General features: G+C 58.8%; 19 protein-coding genes. 4 read left to right on the top strand and 15 right to left on the bottom strand.

The genetic code is table 11. The annotated features are described in order from the left end of the window. Positions 1-4: 4 nt before the first annotated feature. From FMN52_RS19500 to FMN52_RS19535, 8 genes are all read right to left on the bottom strand, one after another. Positions 5-277, bottom strand: coding sequence for a septum formation initiator family protein (locus FMN52_RS19500; protein ID WP_064230548.1), 273 nt, complete (start codon positions 275-277; stop codon positions 5-7). Positions 278-482: 205 nt separating this feature from the next. Beyond that, on the bottom strand, positions 483-1,778 hold the full coding sequence (gene eno / locus FMN52_RS19505) for a phosphopyruvate hydratase (protein WP_148610269.1): 1,296 nt from the start codon (positions 1,776-1,778) through the stop codon (positions 483-485). Positions 1,779-1,958: 180 nt separating this feature from the next. Beyond that, complete coding sequence (gene kdsA / locus FMN52_RS19510; RefSeq protein WP_148610270.1) at positions 1,959-2,804, bottom strand: 3-deoxy-8-phosphooctulonate synthase; 846 nt, start codon at positions 2,802-2,804, stop codon at positions 1,959-1,961. Positions 2,805-2,806: 2 nt separating this feature from the next. After that, complete coding sequence (locus FMN52_RS19515) at positions 2,807-4,435, bottom strand: CTP synthase (RefSeq protein ID WP_148610271.1); 1,629 nt, start codon at positions 4,433-4,435, stop codon at positions 2,807-2,809. Positions 4,436-4,522: 87 nt separating this feature from the next. Then, positions 4,523-5,878, bottom strand: a complete 1,356-nt coding sequence (gene tilS / locus FMN52_RS19520) for a tRNA lysidine(34) synthetase TilS (protein ID WP_148610272.1) — start codon at positions 5,876-5,878, stop codon at positions 4,523-4,525. After that, positions 5,862-6,815, bottom strand: coding sequence for an acetyl-CoA carboxylase carboxyl transferase subunit alpha (accA, locus tag FMN52_RS19525; RefSeq protein ID WP_008172897.1), 954 nt, complete (start codon positions 6,813-6,815; stop codon positions 5,862-5,864). Before accA ends, tilS begins: the two co-directional genes overlap by 17 nt. Positions 6,816-6,955: 140 nt before the next feature. Then, complete coding sequence (dnaE, locus tag FMN52_RS19530; protein WP_148610273.1) at positions 6,956-10,438, bottom strand: DNA polymerase III subunit alpha; 3,483 nt, start codon at positions 10,436-10,438, stop codon at positions 6,956-6,958. A 45-nt stretch (positions 10,439-10,483) separates the two neighbouring features. Further along, positions 10,484-10,951, bottom strand: a complete 468-nt coding sequence (locus FMN52_RS19535) for a TlpA disulfide reductase family protein (RefSeq protein ID WP_148610274.1) — start codon at positions 10,949-10,951, stop codon at positions 10,484-10,486. Between the two features lie 68 nt (positions 10,952-11,019). On the opposite strand from FMN52_RS19535, the gene arsC reads away from it, so the two are divergent. From arsC to FMN52_RS19555, 4 genes are read left to right on the top strand one after another with little or no spacing between them, the layout of a single operon-like run. Further along, a complete protein-coding gene (gene arsC, locus FMN52_RS19540; RefSeq protein WP_148610275.1) occupies positions 11,020-11,373 on the top strand; it encodes an arsenate reductase (glutaredoxin) in 354 nt (117 codons plus the stop codon). 43 nt (positions 11,374-11,416) lie between these two features. Continuing rightward, positions 11,417-12,022 (top strand): NAD(P)H:quinone oxidoreductase, encoded by a 606-nt coding sequence (gene wrbA / locus FMN52_RS19545; protein WP_148610276.1) that lies wholly within the window; start codon positions 11,417-11,419, stop codon positions 12,020-12,022. 56 nt (positions 12,023-12,078) lie between these two features. Beyond that, complete coding sequence (locus FMN52_RS19550; RefSeq protein WP_148610277.1) at positions 12,079-12,450, top strand: DUF2069 domain-containing protein; 372 nt, start codon at positions 12,079-12,081, stop codon at positions 12,448-12,450. Between the two features lie 20 nt (positions 12,451-12,470). Continuing rightward, positions 12,471-14,288, top strand: coding sequence for a GspE/PulE family protein (locus FMN52_RS19555; RefSeq protein WP_148610278.1), 1,818 nt, complete (start codon positions 12,471-12,473; stop codon positions 14,286-14,288). A 7-nt stretch (positions 14,289-14,295) separates the two neighbouring features. Here the strand turns inward: FMN52_RS19555 and FMN52_RS19560 are convergent, their stop codons facing one another. From FMN52_RS19560 to FMN52_RS19590, 7 genes are read right to left on the bottom strand one after another with little or no spacing between them, the layout of a single operon-like run. Continuing rightward, positions 14,296-15,351, bottom strand: a complete 1,056-nt coding sequence (locus tag FMN52_RS19560) for a DUF3080 domain-containing protein (RefSeq protein ID WP_148610279.1) — start codon at positions 15,349-15,351, stop codon at positions 14,296-14,298. 36 nt (positions 15,352-15,387) lie between these two features. Further along, the gene (mtnC, locus tag FMN52_RS19565; RefSeq protein WP_148610280.1) at positions 15,388-16,080 is read right to left on the bottom strand and encodes an acireductone synthase; all 693 of its coding nucleotides are present in this window, start codon (positions 16,078-16,080) and stop codon (positions 15,388-15,390) included. Continuing rightward, positions 16,077-16,637 (bottom strand): cupin, encoded by a 561-nt coding sequence (locus tag FMN52_RS19570; RefSeq protein WP_148610281.1) that lies wholly within the window; start codon positions 16,635-16,637, stop codon positions 16,077-16,079. Before FMN52_RS19570 ends, mtnC begins: the two co-directional genes overlap by 4 nt. Beyond that, a complete protein-coding gene (locus FMN52_RS19575) occupies positions 16,634-17,260 on the bottom strand; it encodes a methylthioribulose 1-phosphate dehydratase (RefSeq protein WP_148610282.1) in 627 nt (208 codons plus the stop codon). The genes FMN52_RS19570 and FMN52_RS19575 overlap by 4 nt, the downstream gene beginning before the upstream one ends. Positions 17,261-17,309: 49 nt before the next feature. Continuing rightward, positions 17,310-18,305: an XdhC family protein gene (locus FMN52_RS19580; RefSeq protein ID WP_240339547.1), complete on the bottom strand. Its 996-nt coding sequence runs from the start codon at positions 18,303-18,305 to the stop codon at positions 17,310-17,312. After that, positions 18,298-20,502, bottom strand: a complete 2,205-nt coding sequence (locus FMN52_RS19585) for a molybdopterin cofactor-binding domain-containing protein (protein ID WP_148610283.1) — start codon at positions 20,500-20,502, stop codon at positions 18,298-18,300. The genes FMN52_RS19580 and FMN52_RS19585 overlap by 8 nt, the downstream gene beginning before the upstream one ends. 1 nt (position 20,503) lies before the next feature. Continuing rightward, positions 20,504-20,992: a (2Fe-2S)-binding protein gene (locus FMN52_RS19590; protein ID WP_148610284.1), complete on the bottom strand. Its 489-nt coding sequence runs from the start codon at positions 20,990-20,992 to the stop codon at positions 20,504-20,506. Between the last annotated feature and the right edge of the window lie 25 nt (positions 20,993-21,017).

Genomic DNA, 21,017 nt, shown 5'->3' on the forward strand with positions numbered 1-21,017 from the left:
ACAATCAGTTTTCAACAACCAGGAAAAAGGTCTCGTCTTCTCTTATCAGGCCGAGGTTCATTCTGGCCCGCTCTTCAACGGCGCCCTGCTCGTTACGCAGATTCCTGACTTCGGCATAGAGGCGTTCATTGCGGGTAGCCAGTTCGGCATTTTCTTCGCGTTGCTCTGCGATGGACTGCTCAAGAGCCCATACCTGCGCAAAGCTGCCCTCCCCGACCCACAGGCGCACCTGTAGCAGGAGAATCACAACCACCATTATGGTCCAGAGCAACTTCATTGCCGATTCCGTTCAAAAATTAATCAATCAAAATAACAACGCCGGACGTTGAGTATAGACCTTAGAGTAGATTAGCAACAAATTCTTCTAACTGCCTGTACAAAAAGGCCATCGCATCCAGACTTTCGCCCAGAACACGATGGCCTTAGCAGTTTTTCGCTGATCACCGGCCCGACACTTTGCCAGAACCGGTCAAATCAGTCGATCAGCTTTGCCCTTTGATCTCGCTCAGGCCGCGGTATGGCGCCTTACCGTCCAGAGCTTCTTCGATACGCAGCAGCTGGTTGTACTTGGCAACACGATCCGAACGGCACAGGGAGCCAGTCTTGATCTGGCCAGCGCAAGTGGCCACGGCCAGATCAGCAATGGTGGTGTCTTCGGTTTCACCCGAGCGGTGCGAAATCACTGCAGTGAAGCCGGCATCCTGGGCCATCGTGATGGCATCGAGGGTTTCACTCAGGCTACCAATCTGGTTGAACTTGATCAGGATGGAGTTACCCACACCCTTCTCGATGCCCTGCTTCAGGATCTTGGTGTTGGTAACGAACAGATCGTCGCCCACCAGCTGAACCTTGCTACCGAGCTTGTCGGTCAGCACTTTCCAGCCATCCCAGTCACTCTCATCCATACCGTCTTCGATAGAGACAATCGGGTAACGCTCACACAGCCCTGCCAGGTAATCGGCAAAACCTTCGGAATCGAAACTCTTGCCTTCACCGGAAAGCTGGTACTGGCCATCTCTGTAGAATTCGGAGGACGCACAGTCCAGAGCCAGGGTCACATCGGTACCGAGCTTGTAACCGGCCTTCTCGACCGCTTCCTGAATCACCGCCAGCGCTGCTTCGTTGGATGGCAGGTTGGGAGCAAAACCACCCTCGTCACCAACCGCCGTGTTCAGACCCTGGGCCTTCAGCACTTTCTTCAGGCTGTGGAAAATCTCCGCGCCAACACGCAGAGCCTCGGAGAAGCTTTTCGCAGATACCGGCTGAACCATGAACTCCTGGATATCGACGTTGTTATCCGCGTGCTCACCACCGTTCAGGATGTTCATCATCGGCACCGGCATGGAGAACTTGCCGGAGGTCCCGTTAATGTCTGCAATGTGAGCATACAGGGGCTTGCCCAGGGAGATTGCAGCCGCCTTGGCCGCTGCCAGGGAGACTGCCAGGATCGCGTTGGCGCCCAGGTTAGCCTTGTTCTCGGTGCCGTCGAGGTCCAGCATGATCTGATCCAGAGCACGCTGATCAGCCGCATCTTTGCCTACCAGTGCATCACGGATCTTGCTGTTCACGGCTTCTACAGCCTTCAGAACACCTTTGCCAAGGTAACGGGAGGCGTCACCGTCACGCAGTTCCAGGGCTTCACGGGAACCCGTGGAGGCCCCGGATGGCGCGCAGGCGCTACCGACGGTGCCGTCTTCGAGGATGACATCGGCTTCTACTGTCGGGTTACCGCGGGAATCCAGAACCTCACGGCCCTTGATGTTGGCAATCTTGGTCATTCTTCTCTGTCTCCAAGTTCATGTTCAAATTTGGGAGTCAGAACGAGCGGGAACGGCCCTGCGAAAACCGCTACAAGCACATCCATGTGCGCTTGTTTCGGGCCATCCATGGCCCTCTACATTTTCGCAGGGCCGTTCCCGCTCGCTCCCATAGTCCGCGTAAAACGCCAACACCGCCAATCAGGCGGTGTCGATAGGTTTAAAGCTTTTTACCAGATCATCCACAGCTTTCACCCGCTGCAGGAATGGCTCCAACTGGCTAAGCCTCAGAGCGCAAGGGCCGTCACATTTGGCCTTGTCCGGGTCCGGGTGGGCTTCCAGGAACAGGCCGGCCAGGCCCTGGGACATGCCTGCCAAAGCCAGATCCGTAACCTGGGCCCTGCGGCCACCGGCAGAATCGGCTCGTCCCCCCGGCATTTGCAGGGAGTGGGTCACATCGAACATCACCGGTACGTTCATGGCTTTCATAATGCCAAAGCCCAGCATGTCGACGACCAGGTTGTTGTAACCGAAGCTGCTACCTCGCTCACACAAGATCACCTTATCGTTGCCGGCTTCCTCGCACTTGGTGATGATGTGCTTCATTTCCTGGGGAGCCAGGAACTGGGCCTTTTTGATGTTGATCACCGCACCGGTTTTTGCCATGGCGACCACCAAATCCGTCTGGCGACTCAGAAACGCCGGCAGTTGGATGATGTCACAGACCTCCGCAGCTGGAGCAGCCTGGGCCGGCTCGTGGACGTCCGAAATAATGGGAACACCGAACTTGCTCTTGATGTCCGCCAGGATTTGAAGACCTTTCTCCAGACCGGGGCCACGGAAGGAATTCACAGACGACCGGTTGGCTTTGTCAAAAGACGCCTTGAAAACGTAGGGGATACCGAGCTTGCCAGTGGCCTCAACATAAGCCTGGGCCACTTCCATGGCCAATTCCGGCGACTCGAGGACGTTCATGCCACCAAAGAGCACAAAAGGCTTATGGTTGGCGACGTCGATTCCCGAAACGTTTACGGTGCTCTGCGCCATGATCAGGATCCTTTCTTGCAGGCCAGTGCTGCCTTAACGAAGCCCCTGAACAGCGGGTGGCCGTCGCGGGGCGTGGAGGTAAACTCCGGGTGGAACTGGCAGGCGACAAACCAGGGATGATCCGGCGCCTCAACAACTTCGACCAGGCGGCCATCGGTCGAGCGTCCAGAAATCTGGAGACCAGCCTCTTCCAGCTTCGGCAGGAAATGGTTGTTCACCTCGTAACGGTGGCGATGACGCTCGCGAATGGTTTTCTTGCCGTAGCAGCTGGCAATGGTGGAACCTTCGGTGAGAACGCAGTCCTGGGCCCCAAGACGCATGGTCCCGCCCAGATCGGATTCTTCTGTGCGCTCTTCACGCTCTCCGGTGGAGTCCAGCCATTCGGTGATAAGGCCGACCACCGGTTCCGGCGTGTGCGTGCGGAACTCCGTACTGTGTGCTTCTTTAAGACCTGCCACGTTGCGGGCGTATTCAATAACTGCAACCTGCATGCCCAGACAGATGCCCAGGTAAGGCACCTTGTTCTCACGGGCATACTGGACTGTGCGGATCTTGCCTTCCACCCCCCGTTCGCCAAAGCCGCCCGGCACCAGAATCGCGTCAGCACTGGCCAGTGCGCCTGTACCGTCACGCTCGATGTCTTCCGAGTCGATATAGTTGATATTAACCTTGGTGCGAGTCTTGATGCCGGCGTGCAGCAGGGATTCGATCAGAGACTTGTAAGCATCCAGAAGCTCCATGTATTTGCCAACCATGGCAATCGTCACTTCATGCTCCGGGTTCATCAGCGATTCAACAACGTTGTCCCACTCACTGAGATCCGCAGGACGGGCGTCCAGGCCGAAGCGTTCAATAACCAGCTGATCCAGGCCATGCTCATACAGCATGCGCGGGATGGCGTAGATGGATTTGGCATCCTGGAGAGGAATAACCGCCCGCTCTTCCACGTTGGTGAACAGGGCAATCTTGCGACGTGAACTGGCGTCTACCTCATGCTCCGAGCGGCACAGCAGGATATCCGGCTGGAGACCGATAGAGCGCATTTCCTTGACGGAATGCTGGGTAGGCTTGGTCTTGATCTCGCCAGCGGTAGCAATGTACGGAACCAGGGTCAGGTGCATGAAGAGTGCACGCTGGGGGCCCACTTCGACCTTCAGTTGACGACAAGCTTCCAGGAACGGCAAGGATTCAATATCGCCCACGGTACCACCGACTTCGATCAGCGCCACGTCGGCTCCTGCAGCACCTTCAACGACCCGCCGCTTGATTTCGTCGGTGATGTGGGGAATCACCTGAACGGTTCCGCCCAGGTAGTCACCACGACGCTCCTTGCGGATCACTTCTTCGTAAACCCGGCCGGTGGTGAAATTGTTGCGCTTGCTCATCCGGGAGCGGATAAAACGCTCATAATGGCCCAGATCGAGGTCTGTTTCCGCGCCATCCTCGGTGACAAAAACCTCACCGTGCTGGAATGGGCTCATGGTGCCGGGGTCCACGTTGATGTACGGGTCCAGCTTGAGAATAGTGACCTTCAGGCCGCGTGCCTCGAGGATCGCAGCCAGAGAGGCTGATGCGATACCTTTCCCCAAGGAGGACACGACACCGCCGGTGACGAAAATATAACGCGTCATGCAGATTCCGTGATTGTCTGGTTCGGTGAAGGAGGGAGATTGTCATCTCAAGATGGGACGCCAGACTACCAGAAAGGCCCCATTGACTCAATCACATTCCCGCTCTACAACCAGCCGCCAACCGGCGGCATGGGCGCCTCCCGAGTATTGTTCAGAACACCATAAATCGCCAATGGCAATGAGCTCGACTGCCTCCCCGGAACCGGCGAAAACCAGCGGCAGACGGGCCCTCTCCCAGGGAGGAACGGCCAGTTCCTGGAACCATTTCTTGAGTGATTTTGACTGGCCCTCGGGATGAAAACGGACCCGCTCCCCGCCCTGCCTCGTAGATATCCGTATTGGCGGCAACGGCCTTTCCGGGGTAACGACAGGTTCCAGCCTGAGGAACCACTCGCCAAAGTACAGACCAGGACCCGGCTCCAGAGCAATCGGAACCTCCGACAACGGCAAGCGGTCGGGAACCAGGTATACATCGCCCTGGTAACGACGCAGACTGAAGCCATCGGACCTGAACTCGGGCTCCCGGTCCTCCCCTGCAAAAAGCAGGTCCTGTATGACCTGCTGCCAGTCGCCAATGGTGGGCGCATGAAACCCTCGCTCCCGGACCCACCAACGAATCAGATTTTTCTGCTCCGTCAGAGACAGGGTTTTCAGGCCAGCCACGGGCAGGCGGTCCTGGTCGCCGCCGACAGCCTGCCACTGCAAAGCGGCCAGCTTGCGGTTCAGCGCTTCGCTCTCGGCACAGGACTCCGCCGTGTGGCGCAGCCTGCGATTCAGGCCCGGCCAGCGTTCCCGCAACGGCGGTAGCACACTGTGACGCAGAAAATTCCGGTCGAATCGTTGGTCGATATTGCTGGGATCATCAACCCATGACAGGCCAGCCGATCTGGCCCAGCGCTCAAGCTCATCCCTCTCAAAGCCTAGCAGGGGCCGGACAAGAATCGCGGGGCCCAGCGCGCGACTAGCCGGCATGCCCGCTAGTCCCGCCACACCACTGCCCCTGAGCATCCGGAACAGAACCGTTTCCGCCTGATCATCACCATGGTGAGCCATCAAGAGCAGATCTCCGCGCTGCACCAGTGACTCGAATGATGAATACCGCGCCTTGCGGGCCGCCTCTTCGATGCCACCAGCCACGCCGAAATCATCCCCTGCGGCAACGGTCACCCGCTCAACCACGAGCGGAACACCCAGACGCTCACATTCATCGCGACAGAACGACTCGGTATCCGATGCATTGAATTGAAGCTGATGATTGATATGGATCGCCCGGACAGCTCCGGAACGACCATGGCAGTGGACTGCCAGGTGCAATAGCAGGGTGGAATCTAGGCCGCCGCTCAGTGCGACCCAAAGACGGGTGTGATCAGGGAGTTCTCTGACCGGGGCACACAGGGCCTCCGGCCAGTTGAATCCGGAGCCGGGCTCAGCGCCCGGTGTCATAGCGGGTCAGCCGCTCATAACGGCGGGATACCAGCTCATCCAGTGGCAGGCGGCTGAGTTCAGCGACACCTTTTGCCAGAACCTCCTTGAGGGATTCCGACATTTTTTCGGGGTTGCGGTGAGCACCGCCGAGGGGCTCGGTCACCACGTTGTCCGCCAGGCCCAGATCTTTCAGCCGATCAGCGGTGACACCCATGGCTTCCGCGGCCTGTGCGGCGTATTCGGCACTCTTCCACAGGATTGAGGCACAGCCTTCAGGAGAAATAACCGCGTAGGTGGAGTACTGAAGCATGTTCAGCTGGTCACAGACTCCGATGGCCAGCGCGCCACCGGAACCACCTTCACCGATTACAGTGGAAATAATGGGCGTTTTAAGACGGGACATAACAGCCAGGTTGAATGCAATTGCCTCACTCTGGCCCCGCTCTTCCGCACCAATGCCCGGATAAGCCCCCGGTGTATCGATGAACGTGAGAATGGGCATCTTGAACCGCTCGGCCATTTCCATCAGCCGCAGGGCCTTGCGATACCCTTCCGGGCGCGGCATACCGAAGTTACGCTTGACCTTGTCCCGCACTTCCCGGCCCTTCTGATGACCAATCACCATGACCGGTTTGTCGTCCAGTCGGGCAGTACCCCCTACGATCGCCAGATCGTCTGCATAACGGCGGTCACCGTGCAGTTCATCGAAATCCTCAAACATGGATTCGATGTAGTCCAGGGTGTAGGGCCTGCGGGGATGGCGGGCCAGTCGGGCAACGTCCCAGGGCTTGAGATCGGAGAAAATGCTCTCGGTGAGGCTGACGCTCTTTTTCTTCAGCCGGGTGATCTCGTCGGTGATGTTGATGTCGGTGTCATTGCCAACCATCCGAAGCTCTTCAATCTTGGCTTCCAGGTCGGCGATTGGCTGTTCGAAATCCAGATAGTTAGGGTTCATGATGTTCCATCATTTTTTGCCAGGCGGGAAAATGCTCCGCCAAACCAGAATTTGACACAAAGATAGCAGCGCCCGGTCAGTGGCTAAAGCGGACATTGGTATGAGTCCGCTATCTGACAAACTTTTAATTTTCAGCTTACTCAATCATAGACCAGTTCTACCGACTGGTCGCCTACCAAGTAACGGAGCTCCAGCAACAGGTTGTCATCCGGCTGCACTCGCCAGGATTCACCCAGTTCGATCCGGGTGGACGCCTCGGAGCTGCTGTACTCAATCCAGACCGGGCTGCCATCACACCGGAACGGCCTCAGGGTGGTATCCAGTTTCTCAAGCAGTCCGTTCTGCAGCTGATCGGCATGCAGGTTGAGCTTCAACCCACGGCTGAACTGCTGGCGAGCGCTCGCGACATCCATCACCGAGCTCACCCGCATCTTCATCTGGCCGGAATAGTCGTCGTGACTGACCTGCCCTTCCACGACAATCACCTGATCTGACTGCAACAGTTCCCGGTTCTCAAAGAAGGCTTCCGAGAACAGGGTCGCCTCTATCCGCGCACTCCTGTCGTCCAGGGTGATGAAACACATGGTGGAGCCGGTTCGGGTTTTCATGGTGCGCTGTGCAACCACCAACCCGGCGACCCGCTGGGGCGACTTGTTCGGCTTCAGATCGGCAATGGAAGACCGGACAAACCGACGGACCTCTTTCTCGTATTCATCAAACGGGTGGCCGGTGAGATAAAGCCCCAGGGTGTCTTTCTCACCCTTCAGACGCTGCTTTTCAGGCCACTCCCGCACACCGGCCACGTCCTCGTAAGGGTCGCCACCATCGCCGGCTTCAAGCATCTCACCGAACATATCCATCATGCCAACGGACTCGTTCCGGGATTGCTGGCCGGCCTGTTGAACGGCCTTATCGATACTGGCCATCAACTGAGCCCGGCTGGCGCCAAGCTTATCCATGGCGCCGCACCGGATCAGCGCTTCCATGGCGCGCTTGTTGACCTTTTTAAGGTCAATGCGTCGGCAAAAATCGAATATATCCTGATAGGGCTCGCCATCACCACGCCCTTCGACGATGCTCTGGATCGGGCCCTCACCCAGGCCCTTGATGGCCCCCAGGCCATAGACAATCTGACCCTCGTCGTTAACGGTAAAGGTGTATTCCGAACGACTGACGTCAGGCACCAGAAGATCAAGCTTCATGTTCCGGCACTCTTCCACCAGCGTGACCACCTTGTCGGTGTTCTGCATATCGGCGGTCAGTACCGCGGCCATGAATTCCGCCGGGTAGTGGGCTTTCAGCCAGAGGGTCTGGTAGGAAACGAGCGCATAGGCGGCCGAGTGGGATTTGTTGAAGCCGTAGCCGGCAAACTTCTCCACCAGGTCAAAGATGTTTTCGGCCAGGGTCGTGTTGATCCCGTTCTGCTCACAGCCATCCAGGAAAAACTGCTTCTGCTTGGCCATTTCTTCAGGTTTTTTCTTGCCCATGGCCCGGCGCAACATATCAGCGTTACCGAGGCTATAACCCGCCATCACCTGGGCGATCTGCATGACCTGTTCCTGGTACAGGATAACCCCGTAGGTGGGCTCCAGGACCGGCTTGAGGCCTTCGTACTGGTAATCCGGATGCGGGAAGGACATCGGCTGGCGACCGTGCTTCCGGTCGATAAAGTCATCCACCATGCCCGATTGCAGCGGCCCCGGTCGGAACAAGGCCACGAGGGCGATCATGTCTTCGAGGGAGTCCGGCTGGAGACGGCGAATCAGGTCTTTCATGCCCCGGGATTCCAGCTGGAAGACCGCCGTGGTTTCCGCTTTCTTGAGCATGTCGAACGAGGGCACGTCATCCAGCGGAATCTCGTTGATGTCGAGCGGCCGCATGCCCTTGTTTTCCCGGCGCGGATTGATCATGTTGAGCGCCCACTTGATGATCGTGAGCGTCCGCAGGCCCAGGAAGTCGAACTTCACCAGCCCGGCGTCTTCCACGTCGCCCTTGTCGAACTGGGTCACCAGGCTGCCGCCCTCATCGTCGCAGTACAGCGGCGAAAAATCGGTGATCTTGGTAGGCGCGATCACCACGCCACCGGCGTGCTTACCGGCGTTCCGGCACACACCCTCCAGCTTCAGGGCCATTTCCCAGATTTCCTGGGCTTCCTCGTCGTTCTCGAGAAATTCGACCAGTTGGGGCTCCTGCTCCAGGGCTTTCTCCAGGGTCATACCTGGTTCGAAGGGGATCATCTTGGAGAGCTTGTCGGCGAGGCCGTAGGATTTGCCCTGCACCCGGGCAACGTCGCGCACAACCGCCTTCGCGGCCATGGTACCGAAGGTAATGATCTGCGACACCGCCTCTCGACCGTACTTCTGGGCGGTGTATTCAATCACCCGATCCCGACCTTCCATACAGAAGTCGACGTCGAAGTCGGGCATGGAGACCCGTTCCGGGTTCAGAAACCGCTCGAACAGCAGGTCGTATTCCAGGGGATCCAGATCGGTAATCAACTGGGCGTAGGCCACCAGCGAGCCGGCACCGGAGCCCCGGCCCGGCCCAACGGGCACACCGTTATTCTTGGCCCACTTGATGAAGTCCATCACGATCAGGAAGTAGCCCGGGAACCCCATCTGGATGATGATGTCCAGCTCAAAATTCAGGCGCTTGTAGTAGGCCTCGCGCTTGGCATCGTATTCCGGATCGTCCTTGCTGAGGGTCTTGGCCAGCCGCTCTTCCAGACCCTCCTCGGAGACCTTCCGGAAATAGTCGTCCATGGTCATGCCATCGGGAATCGGGTAATTGGGCAGGAAGTACTCGCCCATCCGAACCTTCACGGAGCAGCGCCGGGCAATCTCCACGGTGTTCTCGATCGCTTCCGGAATGTCGCTGAACAGCTCGATCATCTCATCGGCGCTGCGCAGATATTGCTGGTCACTGAACCGGCGATCACGGCGCGGGTCGTCCAGGGTGCGGCTCTCACCGATACAGACGCGGGCCTCATGGGCTTCAAAGTCGTCCGCTTCCAAAAAGTGGACATCGTTGGTGGCCACCACCGGAAGCCCCAGCGCCCCGGCCAGCTCAACACTCAGGTGCAGACAGTCCTCGTCACCGGGACGACCCGTGCGCTGTAACTCCAGGTAGTAGCTGTCCGGATACAAATCCATCCAGTAACGGGCGCGCTCGCGGGCCAGTTCCGGCTTGCCCGCCATCAGAGCCTTGCCCACATCACCCATCCTGGAACCGGAGAGCGCAATCAGACCGTTCGCTCGGGCCTCAAGCCACTTGCGCTGGATAATCGGCTTGCCAAAACGCTGGCCCTCGGTGTAACCCAGGGAAATGATTTCAGTAAGGTTGAGGTAACCATCGTTATCCCGCGCCAGCAGCGTGAGCCGGAACGGGTTCTCGGGCTCGTCCGGGTTTTCCAGCCACAGATCGGCGCCGATAATGGGTTTGACGCCCGCACCCATGGCCGCTTTATAGAAACGCACCAGCGAGCACATGTTGGATTGCTCGGTCAGGCCAACGGCCGGCATGCCCAGCTCGGCAACGCGGTTGATCAGCGGTTTAACCCTGACCAGCCCATCCACCATGGAGTACTCGGAATGGACACGGAGGTGTACAAAAGTCTGCGACATAACGTCAGGTTATTCCTGCTGTAAAATTCAGTTAGGGCAGCGGTCTCAGCCGCCGATCACGGCCCGGAGTTCTTCTTCGGTCTGGGGACCAAAACGGGTTTCAACCAGATCGCCGTCGGGGTTGACCAGGAACGTGGCCGGCAGCGCGACCGGTAATTTCCAGCCGAACCCCGGCCCGGGATCGTCCGCCAGCATGGTGAATTCGATACCCATTCGCTCACCGAGCTCCACCAGGGCATCGCCCCGCACGCCATCAAAATTGACGCCGAGTACGGTGATGTCGGGCGCCTTGTCCAGCTCATTCAACTCGGGAATTTCCTCAAGGCACGGCTTGCACCATTCCGCCCAGTAGTTAACCAGCACCCATTGACCACGCATGGTGTTCCAGTTCAGTTTTGTCCCCTCGGCCCTCTCGAGTTCGATTTTCTCACAACCTGCCATCGCCAGAACAAGCAGCAGAACACCGACCAGATGAAGGCGGGAGCGACCACGAACAGAATCAGGGTACTGCACTGGAAAACCTCCTGTTAGACTACCGGCCACAGACATCGTGGACTCCATTCAGACAATCAGGCACGAAGATGACAGAACCAACCCGGATTTTCCACAACCCGCGCTGCTCGAAATCCCGCCAAACCCTTGAACTGCTTACCGAACGGGGCATTGAGCCAGAGATTATACGCTACCTGGAAACACCACCGACAGAGCAGGAGCTAAAGGATATTCTCAGCGCCCTGAATCTGCACCCCCGTGAACTGATGCGGACCAAGGAAAAAGAGTATAAAGAACAGGGCCTGAACAACCCGGACCTCAGCGATGAGCAGTTAATCGCAGCCATGACAGCGACACCGAAACTGATTGAACGGCCGATCGTGATCGCCAACGGCAAAGCAGCCCTTGGTCGCCCACCGGAAAACGTTCTTTCGATTCTTTAAGCCCGAAAAACTTCCCCGCGTCAGATCAGAAGGATCGCTGACAATGTCCGAGCAATTGCCGTATATTCTCGTGCTTTTTTACAGCCGCACCGGCCAGACCGCAGAGCTGGCCAGCCAGATCGGCCGAGGCGTGGCCCGAGTGGAAGGCATTGAAGCCAGGCTGAGGTCGGTACCGCCGGTTTCCCCGGACACGGAAGCATCGCTGCCCGCAGTGCCGGACTCCGGGGCGCCCTATGCCAGCAAATCCGATCTCGCACATTGTGCCGGACTGGCCATCGGCAGCCCCACCCGCTTTGGCAACATGGCGGCGCCTCTGAAGCATTTCCTGGACAGCACGGGCGATCTCTGGCTGGGTGGCACCCTCGAAGGTAAACCCGCCGGCGCATTTACGTCGACCGGCAGCCTTCATGGCGGACAGGAAACCACACTGATGACCATGATGATGCCGCTTCTGCATCATGGCATGGTGGTCTGCGGTCTGCCCTACTCCGAGAAGAGCCTTGGAGAAACACAAACCGGTGGCACACCCTATGGCCCGACCCATTGGGCCGGTACCGGTGAGCAACAGCCACTGAGCACTCACGAGAAAGCGCTGTGCCAGGCCTTTGGCGAACGTCTGGCCCGATTCGCGCTGAAACTCGCTGACTGATACAGGCTCGGGTACGAAACGTACCCTGATTTACACTTTTTATTCCGGAACACACTATGCTGAACAACCCGAAGGCCCGAACCACTTTGCGGGCAACGATCGCCCTGTATATCGGCGTGCTTGCCACCCTTCTGATCACGACCTTCTACCCGGCTCCTGTGGAGGGCGTCTCAATACCGTTGATGCTGGCTGTGAAGCTGATCCCGCTGCTGCCCTTTGCGGTTCCGGTCTTTCGGGGCCACAATCGGGGCTATATCTGGATGTCGTTCGTGGTGATCTTCTACTTCACCCAGGCCGTCGTGTCCGCCTGGCTGAGTGAAGGCGCTCCCGGACCGGTCATTCTGACGGTACTGACCTTCCTGTTGTTCACTGTTGCCATGATTCACCTTAAAGTGAACCGACCCGTGGCGGATGGAAATACACCCTGAATACCTGGACCTGACCTTTTATGGCTGAAGCAAGCAACTCCGGAACCGTGCAGCGGCCACCCGCGCCGCCCAGAAGTACCCTGACCCTGAGAGATGTTTGCACCGCGCTTGTGACCAGCGGAGAAATTAGCCAGGAAGACGCCGAACGGGTGCTCTCGGCCAATCTCGGCGCGGCCACCGGTGAAGGACAGAAGGGCAAACGCCATCCACTGGAACTGGTGGCTATTGCTGCGTTGACCAGCCAGAAAAGCGGCCGCACCCTCGACCTGGATCGGCTGACCCACTGGCTGGCCGATTGGGCCGGGCAACCCTACTACCACATTGACCCTTTGAAGATCGACACACCCGCCATTGCCAGGGTGATGTCTTACGCCTTCGCCCAGCGCCATGGCATCCTGGCGGTTGAGATCGGCACCGAAGAGGTGCTGGTCGCCAGCACAGAGCCTTTCAAAAGCGATTGGGTGCAGAACCTTCAACAGGCCGTCCGCAAGGATATCCGTCGCGTAGTAGCCAATCCCGAGGATATCCGCCGGTACACCGTGGAGTTCTACCAGCTCGCCAATTCCGTCAGCAAGGCCAGCGGCAGCCAGGGCCCTGGGGTGGCCGGCAACCAGAATTTCGAGCAGCTGCTCGATCTTGGCGCCAGCGAACACCCGGACGCCAACGACCAGCACGTTGTCAAGATTGTCGACTGGCTGCTGCAGTATGCCTTCGACCAGCGCGCCTCGGATATTCACATCGAGCCCCGCCGCACGGTCACCCAGGTCCGGTTCCGGATAGACGGCGTGCTGCACAACGTTTATGAATTCCCCGAGCATGTGGGCGTGGCGGTGACCAGTCGCCTCAAGATCCTAGGTCGCCTGAATGTGGCAGAGAAACGCCGCCCCCAGGATGGCCGCATCAAGACCCGCAAGCCCGATAACCGGGAGGTGGAACTTCGTCTGGCCACCATGCCGACCGCCTTTGGCGAAAAGATGGTCATGCGAATCTTTGATCCGGATGTGCTGCTGAAATCCTACGAGCAATTGGGGTTCGGCAGGGAAGACCGCCAGCGCTGGCAGGAAATCACGTCCCGCCCCCATGGTATCGTTCTGGTAACCGGGCCGACCGGGTCCGGCAAGACCACGACCCTGTATTCGACCCTGAAACAGATTGCCTCACCCGAGCTCAACGTCTGCACCATCGAGGATCCCATCGAAATGGTGGAGCCAGCATTCAACCAGATGCAGGTGCAGACCAACATCGACCTGACCTTTGCGGCCGGTGTGCGGGCCCTGCTTCGACAGGATCCGGATATCATCATGATCGGCGAGATCCGCGATCTGGAAACCGCGGAAATGGCGGTTCAGGCCGCCCTTACTGGTCATCTGGTGCTCTCGACCCTGCACACCAACGACGCCCCAAGCGCGATTACCCGGATGATGGAACTGGGCATTCCACCTTATCTGATTCGGGCCACGGTACTGGGCGTGATGGCACAGCGTCTTGCCCGTACCCTATGCCCCCATTGCAAGGCGCCCGGCCCCGCCGACGAACAGGCCTGGCAGACCTTGACCCGGCCCTGGAAAGCGCCGGTTCCCAAGCAGTTCTATCAGCCCGTGGGTTGCCTGGAATGTCGGAACACCGGTTATCTTGGCCGGGCAGGGGTGTATGAAATCATGACGCTGTCTGGCGCATTGCTCAAACAGATCACCGACCATTGCGAGCTGGAGCAACTCAGGCTGGATGCCTATAAGGAAGGCATGAAATCCCTGCGCCTGAGCGGCGCCCAGAAAGTGGCCGCCGGCCAGACAACGGTGGAAGAAATTCTGAGGGTGACGCCGGAAAGCCAGCGCTGAATCAGGGTCAGGCTCCCGGGCGCAATCCGCACTGGCCCAGTAAATCCTGCCAGGCTCTGGTGTGCGCCATCATGGCCACGTCGAGCTCCCGCCACAAGCTGGCCTCGGCGCTCTGTGCAAGGTGCCGGTCATACCAGCCGGTGAAACTCTCGGGCATGACCTCCTGCTGCACCGCTGCCAGCCGCTCGAACGGCTCGATGAGCGCAACCCGCCCCTGGGTCACGGCGCTCATGTAGGGCTGGATCTTTTCGATATACACGCTGAAGAACATGTTCTGCACAATATCCGACTGGTTATTGGGCTTGCCATCAAGACAAAGGGGGCGGCCGTCGATTCTCTGCCTGAGCAGTTTCGTCCCATCCTGCAGCCGTGCGGTCAAAAGAAGCGCGCTGTTGATCAACTGGCCGGCCCGGTATTCCGCCTGCCAGCGCTGATGAACGTCGCCAGCAAAGTCGAGGGAAACCGCCAAATCTTCAGAATACAACCGGGCCACTGCTGCGTTCAGGCTGTCGATATCAAGGGCCAGATCCGACACGGGATTGCCCTCAGGCGCGACCGGATAATAGCCCTTGGCGAGGGTGAACAGCTTCTCGATCTCTTCGACACCCCAGGTGGCATTCCAGATGGCAATGGGCAGGGATTCAAGCTTGCTGTCGATGGCGCCGGTAAGCTCTTCGGCGAACTCTTCATCTTCTATCTCGGGAAGACAATCCCGAGCCGCTTCGATAAACCGGATTTCGTAGCGCAGACGGTTAAGGGGCTGCATAACCCGCCCCATCACCGAGTTTCTCTCACCAACCACGTACTGGAGTTCACAACCGTAAAGGGACAGAAAATCCAGCATCCCCATGTCCAGCTCGGGCATGGTCAGCACCCGATCGCGGCGGCGGGGAAGCTGGCTGGCGGAGGGAATCTCAGAAAACTCAGGATCGGTTTCCAACACCCGGGCCACCCGCTCCACGTATTCATCCATCATGGGGCGGGCGTCAGAGAAAGGATCGCAACCGGCAAGAAGCACGGCGAGAACCGGCGCAACGATTCTGCAAAATCCGGTTCCGGGCATTCATTCCTCCTGCGATGGCGTTACAGAGCCGTGGGCCTAGCGCTTTTGCAGCAGGGTATCGACCTCCGCAAAATCACGGGCGACAAAACGTTCGGTTTCCGGAAGATCCCCCTCGCGAACCAGCCAGGCGGTCTGCATACCAGCTTCCTCGGCGGCCTCAAGCTCAGCTTCCACATCAGACAGGAACAAGACTGTGCCAGCCTCCACGCCGAGCTCCGACAGAATTTTGCGGTATGCCGCCGCCTCTTTCTTGCCACCGATACGGGTATCGAAGTAGCCAGAGAAGAATGGCGTAAAGTCGCCCTCCGTGGTGAAACCGAAAATCAGTTTCTGGGCCTTGACCGACCCTGATGAGTATACGAACAAACGCAGACCCCGATCATGCCAGCGCTGCAGGTAATCGGCCGCATCGGCGTATATATGGCCCTTCAGCTCTCCCTGCTGGTATCCCTGCTCCCAGACCATGCCCTGGAGCGCCTTCAGGGAGGTTTCCTTGCGGTCCTCATTAATCCAGCTTTTCAGCACCTCGATCAGGCCTTCAATATCCCCCCGAGCAACACCTGAAGCCTCGGCCACCGCGTCCAATTGCTCAGAAACTGCGAGGTTGTCCTGATGCTGATCACGGACAAATCCCGGCAGATGTTCGCTGGCGTAGGGAAACAGGACATCGTGCACAAACGAAATCGAGCTGGTGGTGCCTTCGATATCCGTCAGCACAACCCGGATCATTCGGCCGCTCCTGCCAGCGCCTCATAGCGAGGCAGGCGACCGGCGATGTCTTCACCGGTAAAGTCCGCCACCCAGCCTTCGGGGTTGGTGAACAGGCGGATGCAGGTAAATGCCGGTTCCGGGCCCATATCAAACCAGTGACGAGTGCCATCGGGCACGCTGATCAGATCGTTCTTCTGGCACAGCACGGCAAAGACCTCGTTGCCGAAGTGCAGGTAGAACAGGCCCTGGCCACGAACAAAGAACCGGACCTCATCCTCACTGTGGGTGTGCTCATCCAGGAACTTCTGGCGGAACGCCTCTTTCTGCGGGTTGTCCGGGTTAAGGCTAATTACATCCGCGGTCTGAAAACCACACTCCTCTTTCAGCCTTGCCACTTCCTCGCTATATGCCTCGAGTATGTCTTCCTGGGATGCATCCGCGGGCAGATCCTTGGTTGGCCACTGCTCAAAGCGCACACCGTGGCTGGCCAGGATGTCGCGAATCTCTGCCGGGTTTTCGGTAACCTTTTTGGCCTTCTCGGGCTGGCTCTGGTCAAAAATACTCAGGGTAGTCATGGGCGGACCCTCATGGTTTCAAGCTCACATTCAAACAGGAATTCAAAAGCCTCGACATGGCGCAGGCAATCAGCCATGGATTTGCCCCAGGTGTACAGGCCATGGCCACGAATCAGATAACCGGGCTGTTCGGGGTGGTCCTGGAACCAGGTCCGGGTCTGCTCCGCCAGCGTGTCGATATCCTGGGTGTTGTCGAACACCGGAACGGTCAGGACCGATTCGTGGGTGTTGACGCCGGTAAACGCCTTCTGAAGTTCGTAGCCTGCCAGCGCCAGTGGCTGGCCAGGAACCAGCAAGCGGCTGAGGACCGTCGCCTTCACCGAGTGGGTGTGCAGCACCGCGCCAACCTCGGGAAACACCTCGTACAGCACCGTGTGCAAGCGGGTCTCTGCAGAGGAGCGACAGTCACTCTGCACCGGGCGTCCAGCCAGATCCACCACCATAACATCACCCGCACCCAACTGGCCCTTGTGGCGGCCGGAAACGGTTATGGCAATGTGTTCCGCGTCTATACGCGCCGAGTAATTACTGCTGGTTGCCGGCGACCAACCCTGCTGGTAAAGGAAGCGGCCGGCCTCAACAATCGAGTCTGCGGCGACCGCGTATCGGGTTACATCAAACACGAGCTCTCTCCCGGGTTTCAGAGTGCTTACGACACTCCCATGGCCGCCATTATAGGGACGAAGCAGCGCCCCGCAAACGGTGCCGTGAAGCAATCAGATCGGCGACAACGGAAACAGCAATTTCCGCCGGAGTCTTGCTCGGAATATCAACGCCAATGGGTGCCCGCAGTCGTTCCAGTGCAGCCTTATCGAGCCCCAGAGAGGCGAGCCTTTCCCGCCGGGCTTCCGAGGTTTTTCGAGATCCCATGGCACCAATGTAAAAGGCCTCGGAGTGAAGGGCCGCCAGCAGCCCCATATCGTCGATACGGGGATCATGGGCCAGAGCCAGAACGCCGGACCAGGCGTCGCCAAACTGCGTTGAAATCAGATCATCGGGCAGACGGCGGTCCAGCGGAATCTGATCAAAACTCCAGCCGGCGGCGAAAGCCTCCCGGGGTTCACAGAGGGTTACGGCGAAATCCGCCGCCGTTGCAAACTCAAAAACGTAACGGGCAACCTCGCCAGCGCCAATCAACAATAGCCGGCATTCGGGTTGCAGGGCGTGGAGAAGCTGATTGCCATCGAAGCGAACCGAATTACCCGCGCGGGATTCGGAGTGGTCGAGGGTCGCCGTACCTTTCAGGGGTACGCGACGAACCACCGGCTCGCGATTGCGTAAAGCACCTGCCAGCGATTGAATGTGATCGAGCCCTGGCTGACCCTGGAAGGGTTCGACAAGAAGCCGAATCCGGCCGCCGCACGGCAGCTGGAACTGATCCCGGTCATCGTCGGTGATTCCGTAATCAACAAATACGGGCTGATCGGGCCCGTCCTTCGCCGTGCGCCGAAGCAGATCTTCTTCCAGGCAGCCACCGGATACCGAACCGCTCCAGTGGCCGGACTCAGCAATCGCCAGCCAGGAGCCGACCGGGCGCGGAGAGGAACCCCAGGTCTCGACTATCGTGCAGAGCCAGACCCGCTGCCCTGCCCCCAGCCAGCCAGACATCTTGTCGATGACCATTTGACGGCCCGAAGCGACCGAATGGGCGACGTTTGACTCAGACATCGGCTTTCAATGGCAGGCTGCGCTGGCGCTTGCCGTTAAGAGCGAACAGAGCATTTCCCAGGGCCGGGATTACCGGAGGCACTCCCGGCTCACCAACTCCGGTCGGCGTCTCGCTGCTATCAACAATATCTACCACCACCTCAGGTCGCTCGTACTGTCTCATCAACGGATAGTCGTGGAAGTTGCTCTGCTGAACCTCGCCGTTCTGCAGCGTAATTTCGCCATAGAGTGCTGCGGTCAGTCCGAACAGAATGCCGCCCTCGATCTGGTCTTCCACGATACGCGGATTCACGACCTGACCGCAGTCCACCGAGCAGCTGACCCGGTAAACGCGAACAGCACCGTTCTCGATTCCGGCCTCCACCACCTGGGCCACGTAGGTGCCAAAACTCCGGAACAAGGCGAGCCCCCGGGCCCGTCCCTCTGGCACAGGCGACTGCCAATCGGCAAGCCTGACAACCCGTTCAAGCACTTCCAGGTGCCTTGGCTCATGGGAAATCAGACGACGACGGAACTGGTAAGGATCCTCACCTGCCTCATGGGCAAGTTCGTCCATGAAGGTTTCGACGGCAAACCCGTTGTGGGAAAAACCCACTGAACGCCACCAGGTAATGGGAATGCCAGGATCTGTGTGGGTATGGCGGATATCGATGTTGGACACCCGGTAGGGATACTCGATGGCGCCCTCGATCGCAGAGATATCCTTGGGCGTGGCGATACCCTCAGCCATCAGGCCCACCTTACCCAGGGTGTCGTACATAAACTTCGGAGCCCAGGGGTATTGGGCCGGCGCTGCGTTACGCACATACCAATCCAGAATCTGTGGACCAACGATCTGGTGGCGCCAACCAGTGAGCTCGCTGCCAGACAGGCTGGCTTTCATCCGATGCAGCATGGCCGGGCGGTAAAGGTCATGGCGGGTATCTTCTTCCCGGGACCAGATGACTTTGACTGGCCGCCCGACGCGGTAAGCCAAAGCAGCGGCTTCTTCGATGTAATCCTGAGTCAGCCGACGACCGAAACCGCCGCCAAGAAAGGTCGTGTTAATCGTGATGTCGTCGGGCCTGAGGTCCGTCGCTCTGGCCGCCGCGATTCGGCCCAGATCCGGCGCCTGGGTAGGTGCCCACACTTCCATCCGGTCTTCACGGTACCAGGCCGTGGCGTTCATGGGCTCCAACGTAGCGTGGGCCAGGTATGGCTGGGCATACTCCGCTTGCACGACCCGGTCGCTCTCCTCTATGGCGCTGGCAAAGCTGCCTTCACTGCGTTCGGACTCTCCGGGATCGTCATCGGCTGCGGCGCGATAGGAATCGAACACGTCGCCTGTAGACAGAGACACGGCATCCGAAAAATCCCAGTCTATCTTGAGCGCGTCCTGAGCTTTGCGGGCACGCCAGTATTTGTCTGCAACAACGGCCACGCCACGCTCGATCTCAAATACATCAAGCACACCCGTCATTGCCCGGACCTGATCAGCGTTGAAGTCCCGGACCCGGCCGCCGCGTCGGGGAGACCGTGAAACAACGCCGTACACCATGTCCGAAAGATCCACATCAATACCGTAAACCGCGGTTCCGGTCGACTTGGCTCGGGCATCCAGTTTGCCCCGTTGCTTGCCAATGTACTTCCATTCACTCTGCGGCTTGAGGGCTATCTCACCACGAACGACTTCTTTAGCGGCCAACTCCACTAACTGGCCATAGGCCATGGAATCGATACCGTTCGGGTGCACCACCCTTCCGTCACTGGCGCGACATTCGGTTGCTTCGACGTTCCAGACCCGGGCTGCGGCCATAACCAACATTTGCCGGGCTTCCGCACCGGCCGCTCGAAGCGGCTCCCAGCTGGTCGCGACACTGGTGCTACCGCCCGTTAGCTGCAGCTTGTAAAGAGGATTTCGATACTCCGGCGCCACCGGTGCAAAGCGTGGCGTGATCCGCTCCGGCTGGATTTCCAGCTCCTCGGCAATCAGTGTGGTCAACCCGGTGTAGGTGCCCTGCCCCATTTCGACCCGGGCCAGGGTGAAGAAGACTTCATCATCGGCAGTCAGTTCCAGCCAGGCATCGGGACGCCATTCGCCCGTGTCCGGCTCATAACCCGTCTGGATTCCCGCGCAGCCCGGTAATGTCATTGAAACCATCAGACTGCCGGAAGCACCGGCACTAACCTTGAGAAAATTCCGTCGGCTCATGACCATGTTACGCCTCCCGTCCCTGCGACCTGCCTGACGACTCGGCGCCAGCCACAGATTCCACCGCTGCGATGATCCGGGAGTAGGTTCCGCACCGGCACAGGTTCCCTGTCATGGCTGCAACAATATCCTCCCGCGACGGGGCCGGATTATTGGCCAGCAAGTGGGCTGCACTCATGATCTGGCCGGACTGGCAGTAGCCGCATTGCGGAACGCCATGCTCGATCCAGGCTTCCTGCAGGGCATGAAGACGATCACCCTCCCTCAGTCCTTCGATCGTGGTGACCCGACCGCCGGCGGCCATTTCAATCGGAGTAGAACAGGAGCGTACAGGCTGACCATTCAGATGCACCGTGCAGGCGCCGCACAGGCCGGCACCGCAACCAAATTTGGTTCCCTTGAGCCCCAGTTCATCACGCAACACCCACAGAAGCGGCGTATCCTCTTCAATGTTCAGCGACCGCTCGTCGCCATTAACTGTCAGGCTCACGGCCATCCCTACTCTCTCCCTTTATGTCTCC

This window comes from Marinobacter sp. BW6, assembly GCF_008107725.1.
In the GTDB taxonomy this organism is placed as follows: Bacteria; Pseudomonadota; Gammaproteobacteria; order Pseudomonadales; family Oleiphilaceae; genus Marinobacter.